The sequence below is a fragment of the Kluyvera intermedia genome (assembly GCF_021440345.1).
GTDB lineage: Bacteria > Pseudomonadota > Gammaproteobacteria > Enterobacterales > Enterobacteriaceae > Kluyvera > Kluyvera intermedia_A.
Genome location: NZ_JAKCNS010000015.1, coordinates 53,961 through 74,251 on the forward strand (window position 1 = coordinate 53,961; position 20,291 = coordinate 74,251).

The 20,291-nt window shown below is 55.3% G+C and carries 24 protein-coding genes; 21 read left to right on the top strand and 3 right to left on the bottom strand.

From position 1 onward, the window contains the following. Nucleotides 1-69: 69 nt before the first annotated feature. The 8 genes from mdcA to mdcH all read left to right on the top strand — a co-directional run bounded on the left by mdcA (nt 70) and on the right by mdcH (nt 7,244). Nucleotides 70-1,725: a malonate decarboxylase subunit alpha gene (gene mdcA / locus LZ634_RS04800; protein ID WP_052282802.1), complete on the top strand. Its 1,656-nt coding sequence runs from the start codon at nt 70-72 to the stop codon at nt 1,723-1,725. Further along, a complete protein-coding gene (locus tag LZ634_RS04805) occupies nt 1,725-2,582 on the top strand; it encodes a triphosphoribosyl-dephospho-CoA synthase (RefSeq protein WP_234502693.1) in 858 nt (285 codons plus the stop codon). Before mdcA ends, LZ634_RS04805 begins: the two co-directional genes overlap by 1 nt. Nucleotides 2,583-2,591: 9 nt before the next feature. Further along, complete coding sequence (mdcC, locus tag LZ634_RS04810) at nt 2,592-2,891, top strand: malonate decarboxylase acyl carrier protein (protein WP_052282800.1); 300 nt, start codon at nt 2,592-2,594, stop codon at nt 2,889-2,891. Continuing rightward, entirely contained in the window at nt 2,884-3,717 is an 834-nt protein-coding gene (locus LZ634_RS04815; RefSeq protein WP_234502694.1) for a biotin-independent malonate decarboxylase subunit beta, read from the top strand. The genes mdcC and LZ634_RS04815 overlap by 8 nt, the downstream gene beginning before the upstream one ends. Next, on the top strand, nt 3,717-4,517 hold the full coding sequence (gene mdcE, locus LZ634_RS04820) for a biotin-independent malonate decarboxylase subunit gamma (RefSeq protein ID WP_234502712.1): 801 nt from the start codon (nt 3,717-3,719) through the stop codon (nt 4,515-4,517). The genes LZ634_RS04815 and mdcE overlap by 1 nt, the downstream gene beginning before the upstream one ends. Before the next feature lie 249 nt (nt 4,518-4,766). Further along, nucleotides 4,767-5,726: an AEC family transporter gene (locus LZ634_RS04825; protein ID WP_234502695.1), complete on the top strand. Its 960-nt coding sequence runs from the start codon at nt 4,767-4,769 to the stop codon at nt 5,724-5,726. A 3-nt stretch (nt 5,727-5,729) separates the two neighbouring features. Beyond that, nucleotides 5,730-6,347: a malonate decarboxylase holo-ACP synthase gene (locus tag LZ634_RS04830; protein ID WP_234502696.1), complete on the top strand. Its 618-nt coding sequence runs from the start codon at nt 5,730-5,732 to the stop codon at nt 6,345-6,347. Further along, nucleotides 6,348-7,244, top strand: coding sequence for a malonate decarboxylase subunit epsilon (gene mdcH / locus LZ634_RS04835; RefSeq protein WP_234502697.1), 897 nt, complete (start codon nt 6,348-6,350; stop codon nt 7,242-7,244). Between the two features lie 50 nt (nt 7,245-7,294). Here the strand turns inward: mdcH and LZ634_RS04840 are convergent, their stop codons facing one another. After that, nucleotides 7,295-8,227, bottom strand: coding sequence for a LysR family transcriptional regulator (locus LZ634_RS04840; protein WP_234502698.1), 933 nt, complete (start codon nt 8,225-8,227; stop codon nt 7,295-7,297). Nucleotides 8,228-8,243: 16 nt separating this feature from the next. Then, on the bottom strand, nt 8,244-10,148 hold the full coding sequence (locus tag LZ634_RS04845; protein ID WP_234502699.1) for an ABC transporter ATP-binding protein: 1,905 nt from the start codon (nt 10,146-10,148) through the stop codon (nt 8,244-8,246). Nucleotides 10,149-10,275: 127 nt separating this feature from the next. Between LZ634_RS04845 and kefG the strand changes: the two genes are divergently transcribed. The 4 genes from kefG to slyD all read left to right on the top strand — a co-directional run bounded on the left by kefG (nt 10,276) and on the right by slyD (nt 13,526). After that, complete coding sequence (gene kefG / locus LZ634_RS04850; RefSeq protein ID WP_234502700.1) at nt 10,276-10,830, top strand: glutathione-regulated potassium-efflux system ancillary protein KefG; 555 nt, start codon at nt 10,276-10,278, stop codon at nt 10,828-10,830. Next, complete coding sequence (kefB, locus tag LZ634_RS04855; RefSeq protein WP_234502713.1) at nt 10,830-12,635, top strand: glutathione-regulated potassium-efflux system protein KefB; 1,806 nt, start codon at nt 10,830-10,832, stop codon at nt 12,633-12,635. Before kefG ends, kefB begins: the two co-directional genes overlap by 1 nt. Before the next feature lie 10 nt (nt 12,636-12,645). Further along, entirely contained in the window at nt 12,646-12,846 is a 201-nt protein-coding gene (locus LZ634_RS04860; protein ID WP_035894371.1) for a YheV family putative zinc ribbon protein, read from the top strand. Nucleotides 12,847-12,941: 95 nt separating this feature from the next. After that, complete coding sequence (gene slyD / locus LZ634_RS04865; RefSeq protein ID WP_234502703.1) at nt 12,942-13,526, top strand: peptidylprolyl isomerase; 585 nt, start codon at nt 12,942-12,944, stop codon at nt 13,524-13,526. Nucleotides 13,527-13,640: 114 nt separating this feature from the next. On the opposite strand, the gene LZ634_RS04870 is transcribed toward slyD, so the two are convergent. After that, nucleotides 13,641-13,859, bottom strand: a complete 219-nt coding sequence (locus LZ634_RS04870; protein WP_061282479.1) for a protein SlyX — start codon at nt 13,857-13,859, stop codon at nt 13,641-13,643. Nucleotides 13,860-14,090: 231 nt separating this feature from the next. Here LZ634_RS04870 and fkpA point away from each other — a divergent pair, with 231 nt between their 5' ends. The 9 genes from fkpA to LZ634_RS04915 all read left to right on the top strand — a co-directional run. Further along, on the top strand, nt 14,091-14,912 hold the full coding sequence (gene fkpA / locus LZ634_RS04875) for an FKBP-type peptidyl-prolyl cis-trans isomerase (RefSeq protein ID WP_234502705.1): 822 nt from the start codon (nt 14,091-14,093) through the stop codon (nt 14,910-14,912). 165 nt (nt 14,913-15,077) lie between these two features. Beyond that, on the top strand, nt 15,078-15,800 hold the full coding sequence (locus LZ634_RS04880; protein ID WP_052282786.1) for a transcriptional regulator: 723 nt from the start codon (nt 15,078-15,080) through the stop codon (nt 15,798-15,800). Next, nucleotides 15,800-16,186, top strand: coding sequence for a sulfurtransferase complex subunit TusD (gene tusD / locus LZ634_RS04885; RefSeq protein WP_234502706.1), 387 nt, complete (start codon nt 15,800-15,802; stop codon nt 16,184-16,186). The genes LZ634_RS04880 and tusD overlap by 1 nt, the downstream gene beginning before the upstream one ends. Further along, entirely contained in the window at nt 16,186-16,545 is a 360-nt protein-coding gene (tusC, locus tag LZ634_RS04890; protein ID WP_234502708.1) for a sulfurtransferase complex subunit TusC, read from the top strand. The genes tusD and tusC overlap by 1 nt, the downstream gene beginning before the upstream one ends. Before the next feature lie 7 nt (nt 16,546-16,552). Next, a complete protein-coding gene (gene tusB / locus LZ634_RS04895; RefSeq protein WP_234502709.1) occupies nt 16,553-16,840 on the top strand; it encodes a sulfurtransferase complex subunit TusB in 288 nt (95 codons plus the stop codon). A gap of 123 nt (nt 16,841-16,963) precedes the next feature. Then, a complete protein-coding gene (gene rpsL / locus LZ634_RS04900) occupies nt 16,964-17,338 on the top strand; it encodes a 30S ribosomal protein S12 (protein WP_003023654.1) in 375 nt (124 codons plus the stop codon). A gap of 95 nt (nt 17,339-17,433) precedes the next feature. Then, the gene (gene rpsG / locus LZ634_RS04905; RefSeq protein WP_052282782.1) at nt 17,434-17,904 is read left to right on the top strand and encodes a 30S ribosomal protein S7; all 471 of its coding nucleotides are present in this window, start codon (nt 17,434-17,436) and stop codon (nt 17,902-17,904) included. A gap of 96 nt (nt 17,905-18,000) precedes the next feature. Continuing rightward, the gene (fusA, locus tag LZ634_RS04910) at nt 18,001-20,115 is read left to right on the top strand and encodes an elongation factor G (protein WP_234502711.1); all 2,115 of its coding nucleotides are present in this window, start codon (nt 18,001-18,003) and stop codon (nt 20,113-20,115) included. A gap of 69 nt (nt 20,116-20,184) precedes the next feature. After that, nucleotides 20,185-20,291 (top strand): GTP-binding protein (locus LZ634_RS04915; RefSeq protein ID WP_001785379.1); only part of this gene is annotated, 107 nt, incomplete at its 3' end.

The window sequence follows — 20,291 nt, forward strand, 5'->3', positions numbered from 1 at the left end:
TCTCACCAGGGTGCACACTCTTTCCAGTGTTAAGCAATCAAAATGATTAGCTGAATCAGGAGGTTAATAATGTTATCTGGGCAAACACCAGCACGCGTCTGGAACACTCGTCGCACGGAAAAACAGCGACGTCTGGCTTCCATTCCGGTGCAGGGCAAGGTTCTGCCGACCGCAGACCTGACCGCCATGCTGGAAAAACTGATCGCGCCGGGTGACCGCGTGGTATTAGAAGGGAATAACCAAAAGCAGGCAGATTTCCTGTCCCGTATGCTGGCTGAGGTTAACCCGCAGATTGTGCACGACCTGCACATGATCATGCCAAGCGTCGGGCGTAGTGAACATCTGGATATCTTTGAAAAAGGTATCGCCCGCAAGCTCGATTTCTCCTTCTCCGGCACGCAAAGCCTGCGCATCTCGCAGCTGCTGGAAGATGGCCTGCTGGAAATCGGTGCTATCCACACCTACATCGAGCTTTATTCCCGTCTGTATGTCGATCTCTCGCCAAACGTGGCGCTGATTGCCGGCTTCAAAGCGGACCGTAAAGGCAACCTTTATACCGGCGCAAGTACTGAAGATACTCCTGCGCTGGTGGAAGCCGCCGCGTTCCACGACGGTATCGTCATCGCCCAGGTTAACGAACTGGTGGACGATGAGTGCGATCTGCCGCGCGTGGATATCCCGGGTTCGTGGATTGACTACGTGGTTGTGGCCGACAAACCGTTCTTCATCGAACCGCTGTTTACCCGAGATCCGCGCCTGATCAAACAGGAACATATCCTGATGGCGATGATGGCCATCAAAGGGATCTATGCGGAGCACCAGGTACAGTCGCTCAACCACGGTATCGGTTTTAATACCGCGGCGATTGAACTGCTGCTGCCAACCTACGGCGAACAGCTCGGTCTGAAAGGCAAAATCTGTAAACACTGGACCCTGAACCCGCATCCAACGCTGATTCCGGCGATTGAGAGCGGCTGGGTTGAAAGCGTGCACTGCTTCGGCGGCGAACTGGGGATGGAAGAGTATATCCGTGCTCGGCCTGACATCTTCTTCACCGGTGCCGATGGTTCCATGCGTTCTAACCGCGCGTTCTGCCAGCTGGCAGGTCAGTACGCGGTGGATATGTTCATTGGTTCCACTCTGCAGGTCGATGGCTATGCCAACTCTTCTACCGTTACTCGCGGCCGTCTTTCCGGCTTCGGCGGGGCGCCAAACATGGGCCACGACCCGCACGGTCGCCGTCATGCAACGCCAGCCTGGCTGAACATGATAACCGAGCCTGACCCAATGCAGCGCGGTAAAAAACTCGTCGTGCAGATGGTTGAAACCTTCCAGGCCGGCGTGAAACCCACGTTTGTCGAAAAACTCGATGCGGTTGAAGTGGCCAAAAGCTCCGGTATGCCACTGGCTCCCGTCATGATCTATGGCGACGACGTCACCCACGTGCTGACCGAAGAGGGGATTGCGTACCTCTATCGTGCCGAGAGTTTGGAAGAGCGTCGTGCGATGGTCGCGGCGGTTGCCGGGATTACCGACATTGGCCTGGGCGTTGATGCGAAACGCGTCGCCGCACTGCGCCAGAGCGGTAAGGTCGTTTATCCAGAAGATATGGGCATCCGTCGTACCGACGCCACCCGTTCTCTGCTGGCGGCCGGTAGCGTGTCTGACCTGGTTGAATGGTCCGGCGGTCTTTACAACCCACCTGCGAAATTCCGGAGCTGGTAATGAAACTTCTGCCCCAGATTCACGTTGAAGGCGGTGCCGAATGGCTGGCGCGAACCGCCACGCAATGTCTGATTGACGAAGCACGATTAAGCCCAAAACCGGGTCTGGTGGACAGTCGGGGGAACGGCGCGCACCACGATCTTACTCTGGCGCTCATGGAGCGCTCGGCGCACAGCCTGACCTCCACGTTTCAGGCGCTGGCGCAGCAAAGCTGGCAGCGTCCAGCGGATATTGCGCTCAGACAAACCGTAGGGCGACTCGGCCGTGAAGGCGAGAAACAGATGATGGCCGCCACCGACGGCGTGAATACCCACCGCGGTGCTATTTGGGCGCTGGGGTTGTTGGTCAGCGCCGTCGCGATGCACGGCGGCACGGGCAGCGCGCAGCAGGTTGCGGCCACCGCCGCAGAGCTGGCGAAGCTGCCGGATGCCGCTGCACCCAAGGTCTTCAGTAAAGGGCTTCGCGCCACCCACCGTTATCAGGTGCCGGGGGCGCGCGAAGAGGCGCAGCAGGCGTTTCCACACGTGATGCAGCGCGCGTTACCGCAGCTGCGGTTAAGCCGATTGAACGGCAGCAGCGAAACGCAGGCGAGGCTCGACGCGCTGATGGCGATTATGACCTCGCTGACCGACACCTGCGTGCTGTCCCGCGCGGGGCTGGAAGGGCTTGATGCCATGCAGGACGGCGCTCGCGCCGTGCTCCGCGCAGGCGGCTGCGCTCATCCGGCCGGTCAGGCGGCGCTGGCGGTGCTCGACGAGCAAATGCTGGCGTTGAACGCTTCGCCGGGCGGCGCCGCTGATTTACTTGCCGCGACCCTGTTTCTCGATCGCATCGAATCGCCTTATTTCAAGAATTAAGAGGATGTTATGGAACACATTACGTTAACCGTACCGGCGAGCCGCACCTTAAGCGGTAAAGCGCTGGCAGGCGTTGTGGGCTCCGGGGATATGGAGGTGTTATTCACCGCCGACCAGGGCCAGACATTAACTATTGATATCACCACTTCCGTCGATAACAGCCGTAGCCGCTGGGAAGCACTGCTTAACCGTCTGCAAACGGTCAGCAGCCTGCCGGCCGGGAAACTGACGATCCACGACTTCGGCGCGACGCCCGGCGTGGCACGCATTCGTATCGAACAGGTCTTTGAAGAGGTGAGCTATGCGTGATGACCGCAGTTTTATCGAATTGAAAGCGCGTCAGCGCGCCCATGCGCTGCTTGATGAAGGCAGCTACCGCGAACTGCTCGACCCGTTTGAAGGCGTGATGTCGCCGTGGCTGGGCGCACAGGGTATCGTGCCGCAGGCCGATGACGGCATGGTTGTCGCGAAAGGCACCATCAACGGCAAACCTGCAGTTGTGGTGGCCATTGAAGGCGCTTTCCAGGGCGGCAGTATGGGCGAAGTGTCCGGTGCCAAAATGGCAGCGGCGCTTGAGTTGGCGGCAGAAGATAACCGTAACGGCATCCCAACCCAGGCGGTTCTGAGCCTGGAAACCGGCGGTGTGCGTTTACAAGAGGCCAACCTTGGCCTTGCGGCGATTGCCGATATCCACGCGGCGATTGTTGATCTACGTCGCTATACCCCGGTGGTTGGCATCGTCGCCGGTACCGTCGGCTGTTTCGGTGGGATGTCCATCGCGGCGGCGCTGTGTAGCTATCTGATTGTCACTCGTGAAGCACGTCTGGGTCTGAACGGCCCGCAGGTTATCGAACAGGAAGCCGGGATTGAAGAGTATGACTCCCGCGACCGTCCGTTTATCTGGAGCATGACCGGTGGCGAAATTCGTTACCAAAGCGGACTGGTGGAAGCGCTGGTGGGTGACGGCGTGAATGCGGTGAAAGCCGCGATGAACGATGCGCTGGCCAAAGGCGTACCGGCTAAACACCGCACCGATAACTATCAGTGGTATCTCGACCGTCTAAGCAATTTCGATACGCGTAAACAGGCGGATACTGAACAGATTCACGCGCTTTTCGCCCGGGATGTGAAATGATGAGTAACTCAATAAGCCGTGGCGAATTATGGCTTGAAACCCTCGCTCCGAACGTTAAACGTCTGTCAGGGCTATGCCCGTCCGTACAGGCTGCTGATGGCGAACTCAATGGTGAAGCGGTGCGTTTTATTGCCGTCGTTCCCGATGCCAATAACCATTTCCCGCGTGCTGCTAAAGGTGAAGTCGGTCTGCTGGAAGGCTGGACGCTGGCCAAAGTGGTGAGCGAAACCATCGCTGCCGACGCCGATAAAGCGGTGAAACGCCCGATTGTGGCGGTGATTGATGTGCCAAGCCAGGCGTACGGTCGTCGTGAAGAAGGTTTTGGTATTCACCAGGCGCTGGCCGGTGCCGCAGCGGCTTACGCCAATGCGCGTCTGGCGGGTCATCCGGTGATTGGCCTGATTGTCGGCAAAGCCATGTCCGGTGCGTTTCTGGCGCACGGCTATCAGGCTAACCGTCTGATTGCGTTTAACGACAAAGGCGTGCTGATCCACGCGATGGGCAAAGAGTCTGCGGCGCGCATCACGCTGCGTACCGTCGATGCACTGGAAAAACTGGCGGCCACCATTCCACCGATGGCTTATGACATCAGTAACTACGCAACTCTGGGCCTGTTGGAAAATCTGCTGGACATCAGCAACCCGGATGCACCGTCTGTCGACGATCTGACGCAGGTGAAAACCACGCTGCAACAGGCCATCAAAGACGCTCGTCAGGATCCAACGCTGAAAAGCCGTTTGGGTGCCGACAATCGCCGCAGTTCCGCTCTCGTACGTGAACGTATGCGAGCAAGCTGGTAAGTAAAAAGAGACCTGCCAGATGTACGACCCCGCGGGCGTGGTTCATGCGCCCGTGAGGCAGTCTGCATCCTGAAAATAATAATCATCGCGTCAGTGCTAAAGCACATGGTCATTCAGACGGCATCAAGGCGGCAACTAAGCGAATCCCCAGGAGCTTACTAAAGTAAGTGACTGGGGGGAGCGAAGGCAGCCAACGCAGAGGCAGGCTGAATGACGAAGTGGTTTTCTTTTTTGAATTACAGGTGAAATATGACTTACGTAATTGTTCATGCTCTTGCTCCGATTTTCGTCATCATGCTGCTGGGATTCTGGGCCGGTAAGGCCAAAATGGTGGACAACAAAAATGTCTCCCTGCTCAACATCTTCGTGATGGACTTTGCTTTACCCGCCGCGCTATTTAGTGCAACGGTACAGACTCCATGGGTTGGCATTGTTGCTCAGTCGCTGCTGATTCTGGTGCTGACGCTGGCGATGTGGATTACCTACGCCGCTATCTACTTTATGGCGACCAAAGTCTTCAATAAATCTCCGCAGGATGCGGCCGTGCTGACGTTAACCGTCGCGCTGCCTAACTACGCGGCGCTAGGTCTGCCGATTCTGGGTAGCGTATTGGGTGAAGCCTCTTCGACTTCTCTGTCCGTTGCCGTGTCGATTGCCTGCGGTTCCGTGCTGATGACGCCGTTCTGTCTGCTGATTCTCGAACGTGAAAAAGCGCGTGCGGACGGTGGTAACTCCGGTTCTACGCTTTCCATGCTGCCGGTACTGATGTGGCGTTCAATTAAGAAACCTATCGTGATGGGCCCGCTGCTGGGGGTTATCCTCTCCGCGATTGGTATCAAAATGCCGGAACTGGTACTGGCGGCAATCAAACCGTTGGGTCTGTCTGCTACCGCGGCGGCGCTGTTCCTGACCGGGGTGATCCTCTCTGCACGTAAACTGCAAATCAACACCGTGGTTATCACCTCAACCATCGCCAAACTGCTGATTCAACCGGCGATTGCCTGGGGTATCGTGCTGATTCTCGGCCTGCATGGTTCCGTGGCCATCACTGCGATTCTGATGATTGCGCTGTCCGCCGGTTTCTTCGGCGTGGTATTCGGTAACCGTTTTGGCGTGCAGTCGCCGGATGCTGAAGCCGTGCTGCTGTTGAGCTCGGTCCTGTGTATCCTGTCGTTACCACTGTTTATCTCGCTGACTTCAGGAATCTAAATCATGACCGCAACATTACGCCCACACGACCTTATCTGGCTTGATGCGCGCGATGCGCTGGAAGGGGCTACCGAGTCCTGGGTGGATGGCGTCTGGCACACCGGCCTGCCGGTGGTGGTGCGGCGTGATGTTGATGAAGCAGGGCGCATTCCCGTGGGTGTCCGCGGGATGAAGCGCGACCAGCGGGCGGCCGGTTGGGTAAAACCTACCGCCGTCACCCGCATCTGTTCGCCAGAATCGCTGGTTGATCCGCAGGCGCTGCTGCGCTCAGCGTTTATCTCACAGCCCCCGGTTCAGGTGGCGTTGTTGCTGTCCCAGCAGCAGTGGCCTTGGACGTGGGGGATTACCGGTAGCACCGGCTACGCGCTGGCAACCGGGATCCCGGTGATTCACGCCAGTAGTGATTTGGATCTGACGATTCGCGCGCCGCAGGCATTAGATCGGTCATCGCTGGAAAAATGGCAACAGCAGCTGACGGATGGACTGTGCCGCGCCGACACGCAGGTGGAAACGCCCTACGGCGCGTTTGCCCTGAATGAATGGTTGCGTGATGGCAAGGCGTTGCTAAAAACGTCGAGTGGGCCGCGGTTGGTGAGCGACCCGTGGAGCAGGGAGGAATAAATGAAAATTCTGTTTACCTTTCCGGGGCAGGGAACGCAGCATCCCGGTATGCTGCAACAGCTTCCCGGCACCGAGTTGGCGCAGGCGCGAGATGTGTTGGGCGCTGAAGCCGATACGCTGGACACCCCTGAAGCCCTGAAGCATACCCGAGCGGTACAGCTGGCCTTGTTAATTGCCGGGGTGGCGTGGGCGCATGAATTAGAACGTCGCGGCGTGTCGCCGGACATTGTCAGCGGCCTGTCGATTGGCGCTTATCCGGCGGCGGTGGTTGCCGGCGCGCTCGACTTTACCGATGCGCTGAAGCTGGTGGCGCTACGCGGTGATTTAATGGAGCAGGCCTACCCGCATGGCTATGGCCTGACGGCGATTATGGGACTGACGCTGAGTCAGGTGGAAGCGCTGATTGAAGGCAGCGGGACCTATATCGCCAACCTGAATGCGGAAACGCAGATTGTGATCGCCGGGAGCGATGAGGCCATGGCAGCCGTGGCAAAACGCGCGTTGGAGAAAGGGGCGAGCAAGGCCCACCGTCTGGCGGTTAGCGTCCCGTCGCACTGTGCGCTGCTGGCGCAGCCAGCGCAAACGCTGTGTGAGGCATTTAGCCACGTCACGCTATCTCGTCCACGTCACGCTTATCTGAGCGGTAGCACCGGGCGCGTGCTATGGCAGCCGGAGCGCATTGCTGACGATCTGGCGATGAATATGGCCCGGACGGTGCGCTGGCAGGAAGCGGTCGTTTCTGCCAATGAACGTGAAGCCAGGCTGGCGATTGAGATGCCGCCGGGCGGCGTATTGACCTGTCTGACGCGTCAGGCTGCCTGGGAAGGGGAATCTATTGCGCTGGAACGCAGCGGGTTAGATGTTGCCGTGCACCTGGCAAAACGGCTGCGTGGTTGATGTATTTGCCCGGTGGCGCTGAGCTGGCCGGGCAGACGAGGGACAGCGGTCTATTTGTCGTCCTGCAAGCTGCGGGCATACATCCGGCCTTCGGCGGCCAGTGCCAGCAGGCTAGGGTCGCGCTCGCGGTTGCGGGCGAAGACAATCGCGATGAGCTGTCGCATTTGATACGGGTCCGCCAGTTTTTGCAGATGCACCGTATTTTCATACATCTTCTTCATTCGCCCTGGCATCAGGGTTAATCCTACCCCCGCCTGTACCAGACTCAGCATCGAGAAGATGTCATTGACCCGGGTGACGATTTCCGGCTCAAACCCGGCAATGTGAAACGCTTCCTGAAACCCAGCGTAGGTGGCAAACCCTTCCGCCAGCGAGACAAATTTCTCATTGCGGTAATTGCGAAGATCGGCGGTTTTATTGACATCCAGCGCGGCGCTGGTCGGGGCGGCAAGGTAGATGTCATCGTGGAACAACGGCAGTACTTCCAGGCTGTTACGATCGATTTCGCTTTCCGAAATGGAGATGAGGATCGCATCCAGCGTGCCGTTTTCCAGCATATTCAGCAGGGCTGCGTTTGAGCCCATGGTCAGATCCATTTCCAGATCCGGGCGACGCAGCTTCATACCCATGATCAGGTGCGGGACGGTTTCCAGCGTCAGCGAATAGAGGGTGCCAACGCGTAAGCGCCCCTGGCCGACGCCGGCGGTTTTACGCGCCTCTTCCAGGCCGCGCTCCATCAACTGCGTCACTTCCTGGCAGTACTCCAGCAGCGTCCATGCCGCCGGTTGAGCGATAAGGTTTCGCCCTTTGTGTACAAACAGCGGACAACGAACGTTCTCTTCCAGCGTATGCAGTGCCCGGTGGACGCTCACGCCGCTGATATCCAGCGCTTCCGCAGTACGCGCAATATTGCCCTTCTCCATAAAGGTCATGAAGATGGTCAGCTTGCGGAAGGTAATATCGTCGGTGATAGATAGGTTCATCGTCCGGCCCCGCGGGTTAGTCGTTCTGCATCATCTGCTCAAGCTGTTCCTGCGCGTCCAGCCATGCCATTTCACACTCTTCCAGCCCGGATTTCGCACTGGCCTGCTGTTGCAGACACTCGGTCATCTCCGCCTTACGGCCGGGTTCGTACAGGCTGCTGTCACCGAGCTTTTCTTCCGCCTGCGCCAGCTGGGCGTTGAGTTTCTCCATCTCTTTTTCCAGACGGGTAATCTCTTTACGCAGCGGTTGCGTCAGGGTGCGGAGTTCAGCTTCACGGCGCTTCTGATCTTTGCGGGACTGAGCGCTGTTGGCGTTCTCTTTTGCCGGCTCATCGCTCTGGTTTTCCTGCTTTTGCACGTCGCTCAGCCACTGCTGATAGTCTTCGAGGTCGCCGTCGAACGGTTCAACCTTCTTATCGTGCACCAGATAGAGATCGTCGGTGGTGGAACGGATCAAGTGACGATCGTGCGAAACCACCACCAGCGCGCCTTCAAAGTCGATCAACGCTTCGGTTAGTGCCTGACGCATATCGAGATCAAGGTGGTTGGTCGGTTCATCGAGCAGCAGCAGGTTCGGACGCTGCCAGACGATCAGTGCCAGTACCAGACGCGCTTTTTCACCGCCGGAGAAGCGAGCGGTCTGTTCCGTCACTTTGTCACCCTGGAAGCCAAAGCCGCCGAGATAGTCGCGCAGCTGCTGTTCCAGCACCTGTGGCGCCATGCGCGCAAGGTGTTGAATCGGGGATTCATCGGCGCGTAAGAATTCCAGCTGATGCTGGGCGAAGTAGCCAAGCTTAATGCCTTTGGCGAGACCGATCTCGCCATGCAGCGGCGCAAGTTCGCCGGCCAGCAGTTTAATCAGCGTGGATTTACCTGCGCCGTTGCGGCCCAGGAGGCCGATACGTGAACCCGGCACCAGGTTCAGCTTGATGGACTCGAGAATGGTGTGGTCACCGTAGCCAGCGCTGACCTTTTCCATTTTCAGCAGCGGGTTTGGCAGGCTTTCCGGCGTGCGGAAGCTGAAGCGGAACGGGTTGTCCACGTGCGCCGGGGCAATCAGCTCCATGCGCTCAAGCATTTTGATACGGCTTTGCGCCTGTTTGGCCTTGGTGGCCTGCGCCCGGAAACGGTCGATATAGCTTTGCAGATGCGACACGCGCTCCTGCTGGCTTTCGTACAGCGCCTGCTGTTGAGCCAGGCGCGTGGCGCGCTGACGCTCGAACGAGCTGTAGTTACCTGTGTACTCGAACATGGTTTGCTGTTCGATGTGAATAATTTTGTCCACCACCGGATCGAGGAAGTCGCGGTCATGGGAAATCAGAATCAGCGTGCCCTGATAGCTTTTGAGCCATCTTTCCAGCCAAATCACCGCATCGAGATCGAGGTGGTTCGTCGGTTCATCGAGCAGCAGCAGGTCAGAACGGCAAATCAGCGCCTGTGCCAGGTTAAGACGCATGCGCCAGCCGCCGGAGAAGTCGCTCACCGGGCGTTCGAGCTGTTCGTTGCTAAAGCCCAGACCGTGCAGCAGGCTGGAGGCGCGAGAGCGGATGGTCCACGCGTCGATCGCGTCCAGTTTGCCGTGTACGGTGGCGATGGCGTGCCCGTCGTTACGTTCATTGGCGTCGTTTAGCTGGGCTTCCAGTTGACGGAACTCACGGTCTCCGTCAATCACATAGTCCAGCGCCGGTTCGGCGAGGGCTGGTGTTTCCTGGTTCACCCACGCCAGCTGCCAGTTGCCGGGGTAGGTAAAGTTGCCGCCATCGGCGCTAATCTCGTTTTTTAGCAGAGCGAGCAGCGTGGACTTGCCACAGCCATTTTTCCCCACCAGGCCGATTTTTTGCCCAGGGTTGATAGTGGCCGTTGCGTTATCCAGCAGGACACGCACGCCACGACGAATTTGTAACGAGGAGAAAACAATCATAAGGCGCCGTATGTTCTGACTATGTTAAATTGTCATTGTGATAATGTAATGTGAGCAATGTGCCGCACCGAGGCGCAATGGTAGCCTAAAACGTCGAAAATAGACAAAAGACAAAACCGGGAGGGGAATGATGTCTCAGACAGCGAAAGTGTTGCTGCTGTATGCCCATCCGGAATCTCAGGATTCGGTGGCTAACCGGGTTTTGCTTAAACCGGCTCGGCAGTTAAAAAACGTAACCGTGCACGATCTCTATGCACACTATCCTGATTTCTTCATTGATATCCCCCGTGAACAGCAGCTGCTGCGCGAGCATGACGTTATCGTGTTCCAGCATCCGCTTTATACCTACAGCTGCCCGGCATTGCTGAAAGAGTGGCTCGACCGCGTGCTCAGCCGAGGTTTCGCCAGTGGCGTAGGGGGAAATGAACTGGCGGGAAAGTACTGGCGTAGCGTCATTACTACCGGCGAGCCGGAAAGCGCCTATCGCCACGATGGTCTGAATCGTTATCCGATGAGCGATATTCTGCGCCCGTTCGAACTGACCGCCGCCATGTGCCATATGCACTGGTTGAGTCCGATTATCGTCTACTGGGCGCGCCGACAGCCGCCCGATGAGTTGGCGAGCCATGCTAAAGCCTATGCCGACTGGCTGGCTGCGCCGATTACGGCAGGAGGACGATGATGGAAGGTTCCGATTTGTTACTGGCCGGGGTGCTGTTTCTGTTCGCGGCAGTTGCCGCGGTGCCGTTGGCGGCAAGGCTGGGCATTGGTGCCGTTTTAGGCTACCTGCTGGCGGGGATTGCCATCGGCCCGTGGGTGCTTGGGTTTATCAGCGACGTCGATGAAATTCTCCATTTCTCTGAACTTGGCGTGGTGTTCCTGATGTTCATCATCGGGCTGGAGCTGAACCCGGCGAAGCTGTGGCAGCTGCGGCGGCCTATCTTCGGCATTGGCGCCGCGCAGGTGATTTTTAGCGCGGCGATCCTCGGTGGGCTACTGATGCTCACCGACTTCTCCTGGCATGCGGCGGTGATTGGTGGCATTGGGCTGGCGATGTCCTCCACGGCGATGGCGCTGCAGTTAATGCGCGAAAAGGGGATGAATCGTAGCGAGTCAGGCCAGCTTGGCTTCTCGGTGCTGCTGTTCCAGGATTTAGCCGTGATCCCGGCGCTGGCGCTGGTGCCGCTGCTGGCGGGCGCGGGAGATGACCATTTCGATTGGCAAACCGTGGGCTTAAAGGTGTTGGCCTTTGCTGGAATGCTGATTGGCGGCCGTTATTTGCTGCGTCCGGTGTTTCGCTTTATCGCCAGCTCCGGCGTGCGCGAAGTGTTTACCGCCGCTACGCTGCTGTTGGTGCTGGGATCGGCGCTGTTTATGGATGCGCTGGGGCTCTCCATGGCGTTGGGCACTTTTATCGCGGGCGTTCTACTGGCAGAGAGCGAGTACCGACATGAGCTTGAAATCGCCATCGATCCGTTTAAAGGATTGCTGCTCGGCCTGTTCTTTATTTCGGTAGGGATGTCGCTCAACCTGGGCGTGCTCTACACCCATCTGTTATTGGTCATTATCTGCGTTGCGGTGCTGGTGGCGGTGAAGACGCTGGTGCTGTATCTGCTGGCCCATCTGCACGGCTTACGCAGCTCGGAGCGCATGCAGTTTGCCGGCGTGCTGAGCCAGGGGGGTGAATTTGCGTTTGTGCTGTTCTCCGCGGCTTCTTCCTTCAAAGTGTTCAAAGGCGACCAGATGTCGCTGCTGCTGGTGACTGTCACCCTCTCTATGATGACCACGCCGCTGTTGATGAAGCTGGTGGATCTTGTGCTGTCGCGGCGTTTTAACGTGCCGGAAGAGGAAGATGAAGCGCCTTGGGTGGATGATGATAAACCGCAGGTCATTGTGGTGGGTTTCGGACGTTTTGGCCAGGTGATTGGCCGCCTGCTGATGGCCAATAAACTGCGCATTACCGTACTGGAACGCGATATCAGCGCAGTCAACCTGATGCGCAAATACGGCTATAAGGTTTACTACGGTGATGCGACCCAGGTTGAACTGCTGAGGTCGGCCGGTGCCGAACAGGCCCAGTCGATTGTTATCACCTGCAACGAGCCGGAAGATACCATGAAGCTGGTGGATATCTGTCAGCAACACTTTCCCCATCTGCACATTATGGCCCGTGCCCGGGGACGTGTTGAGGCGCACGAACTGCTGCAGGCTGGCGTGGTACAGTTTTCCCGAGAGACATTCTCGAGTGCGCTGGAGTTGGGGCGTAAAGCGCTAATCTCCACCGGCATGCATCCGCATCAGGCGCAGCGCGCGCAGCTGCACTTTAAGCGTCTGGATATGCGTATGCTGCGCGAACTGATGCCGGTGCACAGCGATACCCAACAAATCTCGCGCGTGCGTGAAGCAAGACGTGAGCTGGAAGAGATTTTCCAGCGGGAGATGCAACAGGAACGGCGGCAGCTGGACGGCTGGGACGAATTTGAATAGAAGGTGAAGCATGGCGGTACGTAAACGTTTTATCGCGGGCGCAAAATGCCCATCGTGTCAGGCGCAGGATTCTATGGCGATGTGGCGCGAAAATAATATCGATGTGGTTGAATGCGTTAAGTGCGGACACCAGATGCGGGAAGCGGATAAAGAAGCGCGCGAGCACGTGCGCAAAGAAGAACAAGTTATCGGAATTTTTCATCCGGAGTAGCGTTCCGTGCTGTCTTTTTTTAAGCTAATGGGTACACGGGTGCAGAATTCCGCTACAATCTGCGCCACGAAATATTCCCATGCTCAGGAGATATCATGAAAGTAGCAAAAGACCTGGTGGTCAGCCTGGCCTATCAGGTACGTACAGAAGACGGTGTATTGGTTGATGAGTCTCCGGTAAGTGCACCGCTGGACTACCTGCATGGTCACGGTTCCCTGATCTCTGGCCTGGAAACTGCGCTGGATGGTCACGAAGTTGGTGATAAATTTGACGTGGCAGTAGGCGCAAATGACGCTTACGGTCAGTACGACGAAAACCTGGTTCAGCGCGTTCCTAAAGACGTCTTCATGGGCGTTGACGAACTGCAGGTTGGCATGCGTTTCCTGGCTGAAACCGACCAGGGTCCAGTTCCGGTTGAAATCACCGAAGTGGAAGACGAGCACGTAGTGGTTGATGGTAACCACATGCTGGCTGGCCAGAACCTGAAGTTCAACGTTGAAGTTGTCGCTATCCGCGAAGCTACCGAAGAAGAACTGGCTCACGGCCACGTTCACGGTGCAAACGGGCACGACCATGACCACGACCACGAAGGTTGCTGCGGTGGCCACGGCCACGATCACGACCATGGTCATGAACACGGTAAAGGCGGTTGTGGTAACGGCGGTTGCGGTTGCCACTAATCGGTCTGTTTGCCTGATGGCGTAATGCTTATCAGGCCTGCCGATAGAGAACGTTTTATCGGCCGGATAACTTTCCGGCACAAAAAAAGCGGGTTTCCCCGCTTTTTTTTCGTCTCAATAGTGAGGCGGTGGCGTCTCTTCTGACTGGGACGCAATGTTTGACGGCTGGCTAGCCTTCAGTTTGTCTGTCAGCAGACGCAGGTGTTCGCGCAGTTTCGCCATTTCAAGTTCATGGGCGGTGACCGTTTGGTTGAGGTCATCAATGGTTACCTCCTGGAAGGCCAGTCGGCTTTCAAGCTCAGCCAAACGCACTTCGATAGTTGTTTCCTTCATGATGTCTCTCTCTACTGTTATCGCCAAAAGCGTTTCTGACGCGCGGATTCTACTCAACTTTTTTCGGCTGTGCAGCACTCCTGTGCGTGAGCGGAAACTAATTTAAACAAAAAGAGTCTGAAAAGAGTCGATATAAGAAGCGTTGATATGTAGATTTCCCCTACAACGTTCTATAGTACGCTTCTCATTTAGTTAACATTGGGGCGAGTGGCCCCGGCCCTGGAGAGATGGATGAAATCACTGTTTAAAGTAACGCTTCTGGCAACCACAATGGCCGTTGCACTGAATGCGCCACTGACTTTTGCTGCTGATACCGCAGCGAAAGCGGCACCAGCCGCTGAAAGTAAAGCCGCATTCAAAAATGACGACCAGAAATCTGCCTATGCACTGGGTGCATCGCTGGGTCGTTACATGGAAAATTCTCTGAAAGAGCAGGAAAAACTGGGCATCAAACTGGATAAAGATCAGCTGATCGCCGGCGTTCAGGACGCTTTTGCTGATAAGAGCAAACTGTCCGATCAGGAAATTGAACAAACCCTGCAGGCATTCGAAACCCGCGTGAAGGCTTCTGCACAGGCGAAGATGGAAAAAGACGCCGCTGATAGCGAAGCAAAAGGCAAAGCCTTCCGCGAGAAGTTCGCCAAAGAAAAAGGCGTGAAAACCTCTAAAACCGGTCTGATGTACAAAGTTGAGAAAGAAGGTACCGGTGACGCGCCGAAAGACAGCGACACCGTTGTGGTCAACTACAAAGGTACCCTGACCGACGGTAAAGAGTTCGATAACTCTTACACCCGCGGTGAGCCTCTCTCCTTCCGTCTGGATGGTGTAATCCCAGGCTGGACCGAAGGTCTGAAAAATATCAAGAAGGGCGGTAAAATCCAGCTGGTCATCCCACCGGATCTGGCTTACGGCAAAACCGGCGTTCCGGGTATCCCGGCAAACTCTACGCTGGTATTTGATGTTGAACTGTTAGACATCAAACCGGCTCCGAAAGCGGATGCGCAGCCTGAAGCTGCACCGGCTGACAAAGCCGCAGACGCTGCTAAAAAATAAGAGCATAAAAGCCGCCGCCCACTGGGCGGCGGCTTTTTATTATCCGCAGGATATAATTAATGCTGGAAAGCGCCTTATGCGCTGTATTACTTTAGATGCCCCTAATAGTGATGAGCCTGCCCTGACAACATAACGACAGGCTCCTGAAAAGGAGTGCTTTTTTTCATGTCCAGGTCGCTTTTAACCAACGAAACCAGTGAACTTGATTTACTGGATCAACGTCCTTTCGATCAAACTGACTTCGATATCCTGAAATCCTACGAAGCGGTGGTGGACGGGTTGGCGATGCTCATTGGTTCCCACTGTGAAATCGTGTTGCACTCACTGCAGGATCTAAAGTGCTCGGCAATACGCATTGCCAACGGCGAACATACCGGCCGCAAAATTGGTTCTCCGATTACCGATCTCGCTCTACGTATGCTGCACGATATGACGGGAGCGGATAGTAGCGTTTCCAAATGCTATTTTACTCGCGCCAAAAGTGGCGTATTGATGAAGTCCGTCACCATTGCCATTCGCAATCGCGAGCATCGTGTTATCGGTTTGCTGTGTATCAACATGAACCTTGATGTGCCTTTCTCGCAGATTATGAATACCTTTATTCCGCCTGAAACGCCGGAAGTCGGCTCTGCGGTTAACTTTGCCTCCTCGGTTGAGGATTTGGTTACCCAGACGCTGGAGTTCACCATCGAAGAGGTGAATGCCGATCGTAATGTTTCCAATAACGCCAAAAATCGTCAGATCGTGCTTAATCTTTACGAGAAAGGGATCTTTGATATCAAAGATGCCATCAACCAGGTTGCCGACCGCCTGAACATCTCCAAACATACGGTGTATCTCTACATTCGCCAGTTCAAAAGCGGTGATTTTGTGGGGCAAGATAAGTAATGCGTTTTGCCATCTTGGTGACTGGCCCTGCTTACGGTACGCAGCAGGCAAGCAGCGCGCTGCAGTTTGCCCAGGCTGCACTGGCGGAAGGTCATGAGATAGCCAGCATCTTTTTTTACCGGGAAGGGGTGTATAACGCCAACCAACTGACTTCTCCGGCCAGCGATGAGTTTGACCTTGTCCGCGCGTGGCAGTCGCTGCATGACGCGCATGGCGTGGCGCTGCATATTTGTGTTGCTGCGGCGTTGCGCCGTGGTATCACCGATGAGAAGGAAGCAGCGCAATTAGGGCTACCGGGATTTAATCTACAGCCTGGCTTTTCTCTTAGTGGGTTGGGTGCGCTGGCTGAAGCCGCGTTGACCTGCGATCGAACGGTACAATTCTGATGAAACGCGTTGCGTTTGTATTTACCTCTGCGCCGCATGGCAGCTCCGCGGGCCGGGAAGGGCTGGACGCGCTGCTGGCGACGTCAGCATTAAGCGATGACCTCGGCGTCTTTTTCATTGGCGACGGCGTATTTCAACCACTGAATCAGCAGAAGCCTGGCGTGATTCTGGCGCGTGATTATATCGCGACCTTCAAACTGCTGGCGCTTTATGACATCGAGAACTGCTGGATTTGCGCGGCCTCAATGCGTGAGCGCGGGCTGACGGCAGAAGCGCCGTTCGTAATGGAAGTGGAACCGCTTGAACCGGACGCGCTGCGTCAGCAGCTTAACGAATACGATGTGATTTTGCGTTTTTGAGGCCCCTATGCTGCATACGCTAAGAACCTCTCCGTGGCATGCCGATATCACAGGTATGCTCCGTCTTATAGACGAGGGTGATGATTTATTGTTAATAGCCGATGGCGTGCTTGCCGCAGTAGAAAACAGCCATTTTGTTGAAATCCTCCGCAGCGCCCCCATATCCATCTACGTGTTGAATGAGGATGTGCAGGCGCGGGGTCTTTGTACTCAAATTTCGAGCGATGCTATCATGGTCAGCTATACTGACTTCGTCAGGTTAACGGTAAAACACCCGGCGCAAATCGCCTGGTAACGTGTGACCGTTGTATATTTCTTGACACCCTATCGGCATAGCCCTAAAATTTCGCGTCCTCATATTGCATGAGGCGATTTATTACGTGTTTACGAAGCGAAAGCTACAACCAGGAGCTATTTAATGGCAACAGTTAACCAGCTGGTACGCAAACCACGCGCACGCAAAGTTGCAAAGAGCAACGTGCCTGCGCTGGAAGCCTGCCCGCAGAAACGTGGCGTATGTACTCGTGTATATACCACCACTCCTAAAAAACCAAACTCCGCACTGCGTAAAGTATGCCGTGTGCGTTTGACTAACGGTTTTGAAGTGACTTCCTACATCGGTGGTGAAGGTCACAACCTGCAGGAACACTCCGTGATCCTGATCCGTGGCGGTCGTGTAAAAGACCTTCCGGGTGTTCGTTACCACACCGTTCGTGGTGCGCTTGACTGCTCCGGCGTTAAAGACCGTAAGCAATCACGTTCCAAGTATGGCGTGAAACGTCCTAAGGCTTAATGGTTCTCCGTTAAGTAAGGCCAAACGTTTTATATTAATGTCAAACTAAACTCTTAGAGTTTTGGACAATCCTGAATTAACAACGGAGTATTCCCATGCCACGTCGTCGCGTCATTGGTCAGCGTAAAATCCTGCCGGATCCTAAGTTCGGATCAGAGCTGCTGGCTAAATTTGTAAATATCCTGATGGTAGATGGTAAAAAATCTACCGCAGAAACCATCGTATACAGCGCGCTGGAGACCCTGGCTCAGCGTTCTGGTAAAGATGGCCTGGAAGCTTTTGAAGTAGCCCTCGAAAACGTGCGTCCGACTGTCGAAGTTAAGTCTCGCCGCGTTGGTGGTTCTACTTATCAGGTTCCAGTTGAAGTCCGTCCGGTTCGTCGTAATGCCCTGGCAATGCGTTGGATCGTTGAAGCTGCTCGTAAACGCGGTGATAAATCCATGGCTCTGCGCCTGGCGAACGAACTTTCTGATGCTGCAGACAACAAAGGTACTGCAGTTAAGAAACGTGAAGACGTTCACCGTATGGCAGATGCCAACAAGGCGTTCGCACACTACCGTTGGTAATCCCTTCGGAGTATTAGTCACCAGGCGGGCGCTTCAGAGAAGCTGCCCGCTTTGGGTTACTTAACTGAACGCCTAAAAAGATAAACGAGGAATCAAATGGCTCGTACAACACCCATCGCACGCTACCGTAACATCGGTATCAGTGCGCACATCGACGCCGGTAAAACCACTACTACCGAACGTATTCTGTTCTACACCGGTGTAAACCATAAAATCGGTGAAGTTCATGACGGCGCGGCTACCATGGACTGGATGGAGCAGGAGCAGGAACGTGGTATCACCATCACTTCCGCTGCGACTACTGCATTCTGGTCTGGTATGGCTAAGCAGTATGAACCACACCGTGTAAACATCATCGACACCCCGGGGCACGTTGACTTCACTATCGAAGTAGAACGTTCCATGCGTGTTCTTGATGGTGCGGTAATGGTTTACTGCGCAGTTGGTGGTGTTCAGCCACAGTCTGAAACCGTATGGCGTCAGGCAAACAAATATAAAGTTCCACGCATTGCGTTCGTTAACAAAATGGACCGCATGGGTGCAAACTTCCTGAAAGTTGTTGGTCAGATCAAAACCCGTCTGGGCGCGAACCCTGTTCCGCTGCAGCTGGCGATTGGTGCTGAAGAAGGTTTCACCGGTGTCGTTGACCTGGTGAAAATGAAAGCCATCAACTGGAACGAAGAAGATGCAGGCGTAACCTTCACTTATGAAGATATTCCAGCTGACATGCAGGACCTGGCTGACGAATGGCACCAGAACCTGATCGAGTCCGCTGCTGAAGCTTCAGAAGAGCTGATGGAGAAATACCTGGGTGGTGAAGAACTGACTGAAGAAGAGATCAAAAAAGCTCTGCGTCAGCGTGTTCTGAACAACGAAATCATCCTGGTAACCTGTGGTTCTGCGTTCAAGAACAAAGGTGTTCAGGCGATGCTGGATGCGGTAATTGATTACCTGCCATCCCCAGTCGACGTACCTGCGATCAACGGTATGCTGGACGACGGTAAAGACACTCCGGCTGAGCGTCACGCAAGTGATGAAGAGCCGTTTGCTGCGCTGGCGTTCAAAATCGCAACCGACCCGTTTGTTGGTAACTTGACCTTCTTCCGTGTGTATTCCGGTGTGGTTAACTCTGGCGATACCGTATACAACCCGGTGAAATCCGCTCGTGAGCGTTTTGGCCGTATCGTTCAGATGCACGCTAACAAACGTGAAGAGATCAAAGAAGTTCGCGCGGGCGACATCGCTGCTGCTATCGGTCTGAAAGACGTTACCACTGGTGATACCATCTGTGATCCAGATAACGTGATCATTCTGGAGCGTATGGAATTCCCTGAGCCGGTAATTTCTATCGCCGTAGAACCGAAAACCAAAGCTGACCAGGAAAAAATGGGTCTGGCTCTGGGTCGTCTGGCTAAAGAAGATCCATCATTCCGCGTATGGACTGATGAAGAATCTAACCAGACCATCATCGCTGGTATGGGTGAACTGCACCTCGACATCATCGTTGACCGCATGAAGCGTGAATTCAACGTTGAAGCGAACGTCGGTAAACCTCAGGTTGCTTACCGTGAAGCGATTCGCGCGAAAGTTACCGATATCGAAGGTAAACACGCTAAGCAGTCTGGTGGTCGCGGTCAGTACGGTCATGTTGTTATCGACATGTACCCACTGGAGCCGGGTGTGAACCCGAAAGGCTACGAGTTCATCAACGACATCAAAGGTGGTGTAATTCCTGGCGAATACATCCCTGCCGTTGATAAAGGCATCCAGGAACAGCTGAAATCTGGCCCACTGGCTGGCTACCCGGTTGTTGATCTGGGCGTGCGTCTGCACTTCGGTTCTTACCATGACGTTGACTCCTCCGAGCTGGCGTTTAAACTGGCCGCTTCTATCGCCTTCAAAGATGGCTTTAAGAAAGCGAAACCAGTTCTGCTTGAGCCTATCATGAAGGTTGAAGTAGAGACTCCAGAAGAGAACACCGGTGACGTAATCGGTGACTTGAGCCGCCGTCGTGGTATGCTCAAAGGTCAGGAATCCAACGCTACTGGCGTCGTGATCCACGCTGAAGTTCCGCTGTCCGAAATGTTCGGTTATGCAACTCAGCTGCGTTCACTGACCAAAGGCCGTGCTTCTTACTCCATGGAGTTCCTGAAGTACGACGATGCGCCGAACAACGTTGCTCAGGCCGTTATTGAAGCCCGTGGTAAATAAGCCACAGGATTAAAACCTAAGTCCCGTGCTCTCTCCAAAGGGGAGAGCACTATAGTAAGGAATATAGCCGTGTCTAAAGAAAAATTTGAACGTACAAAACCGCACGTCAACGTTGGTACTATCGGCCACGTCGACCACGGTAAAACTACCCTGACCGCTGCAATCACTACCGTACT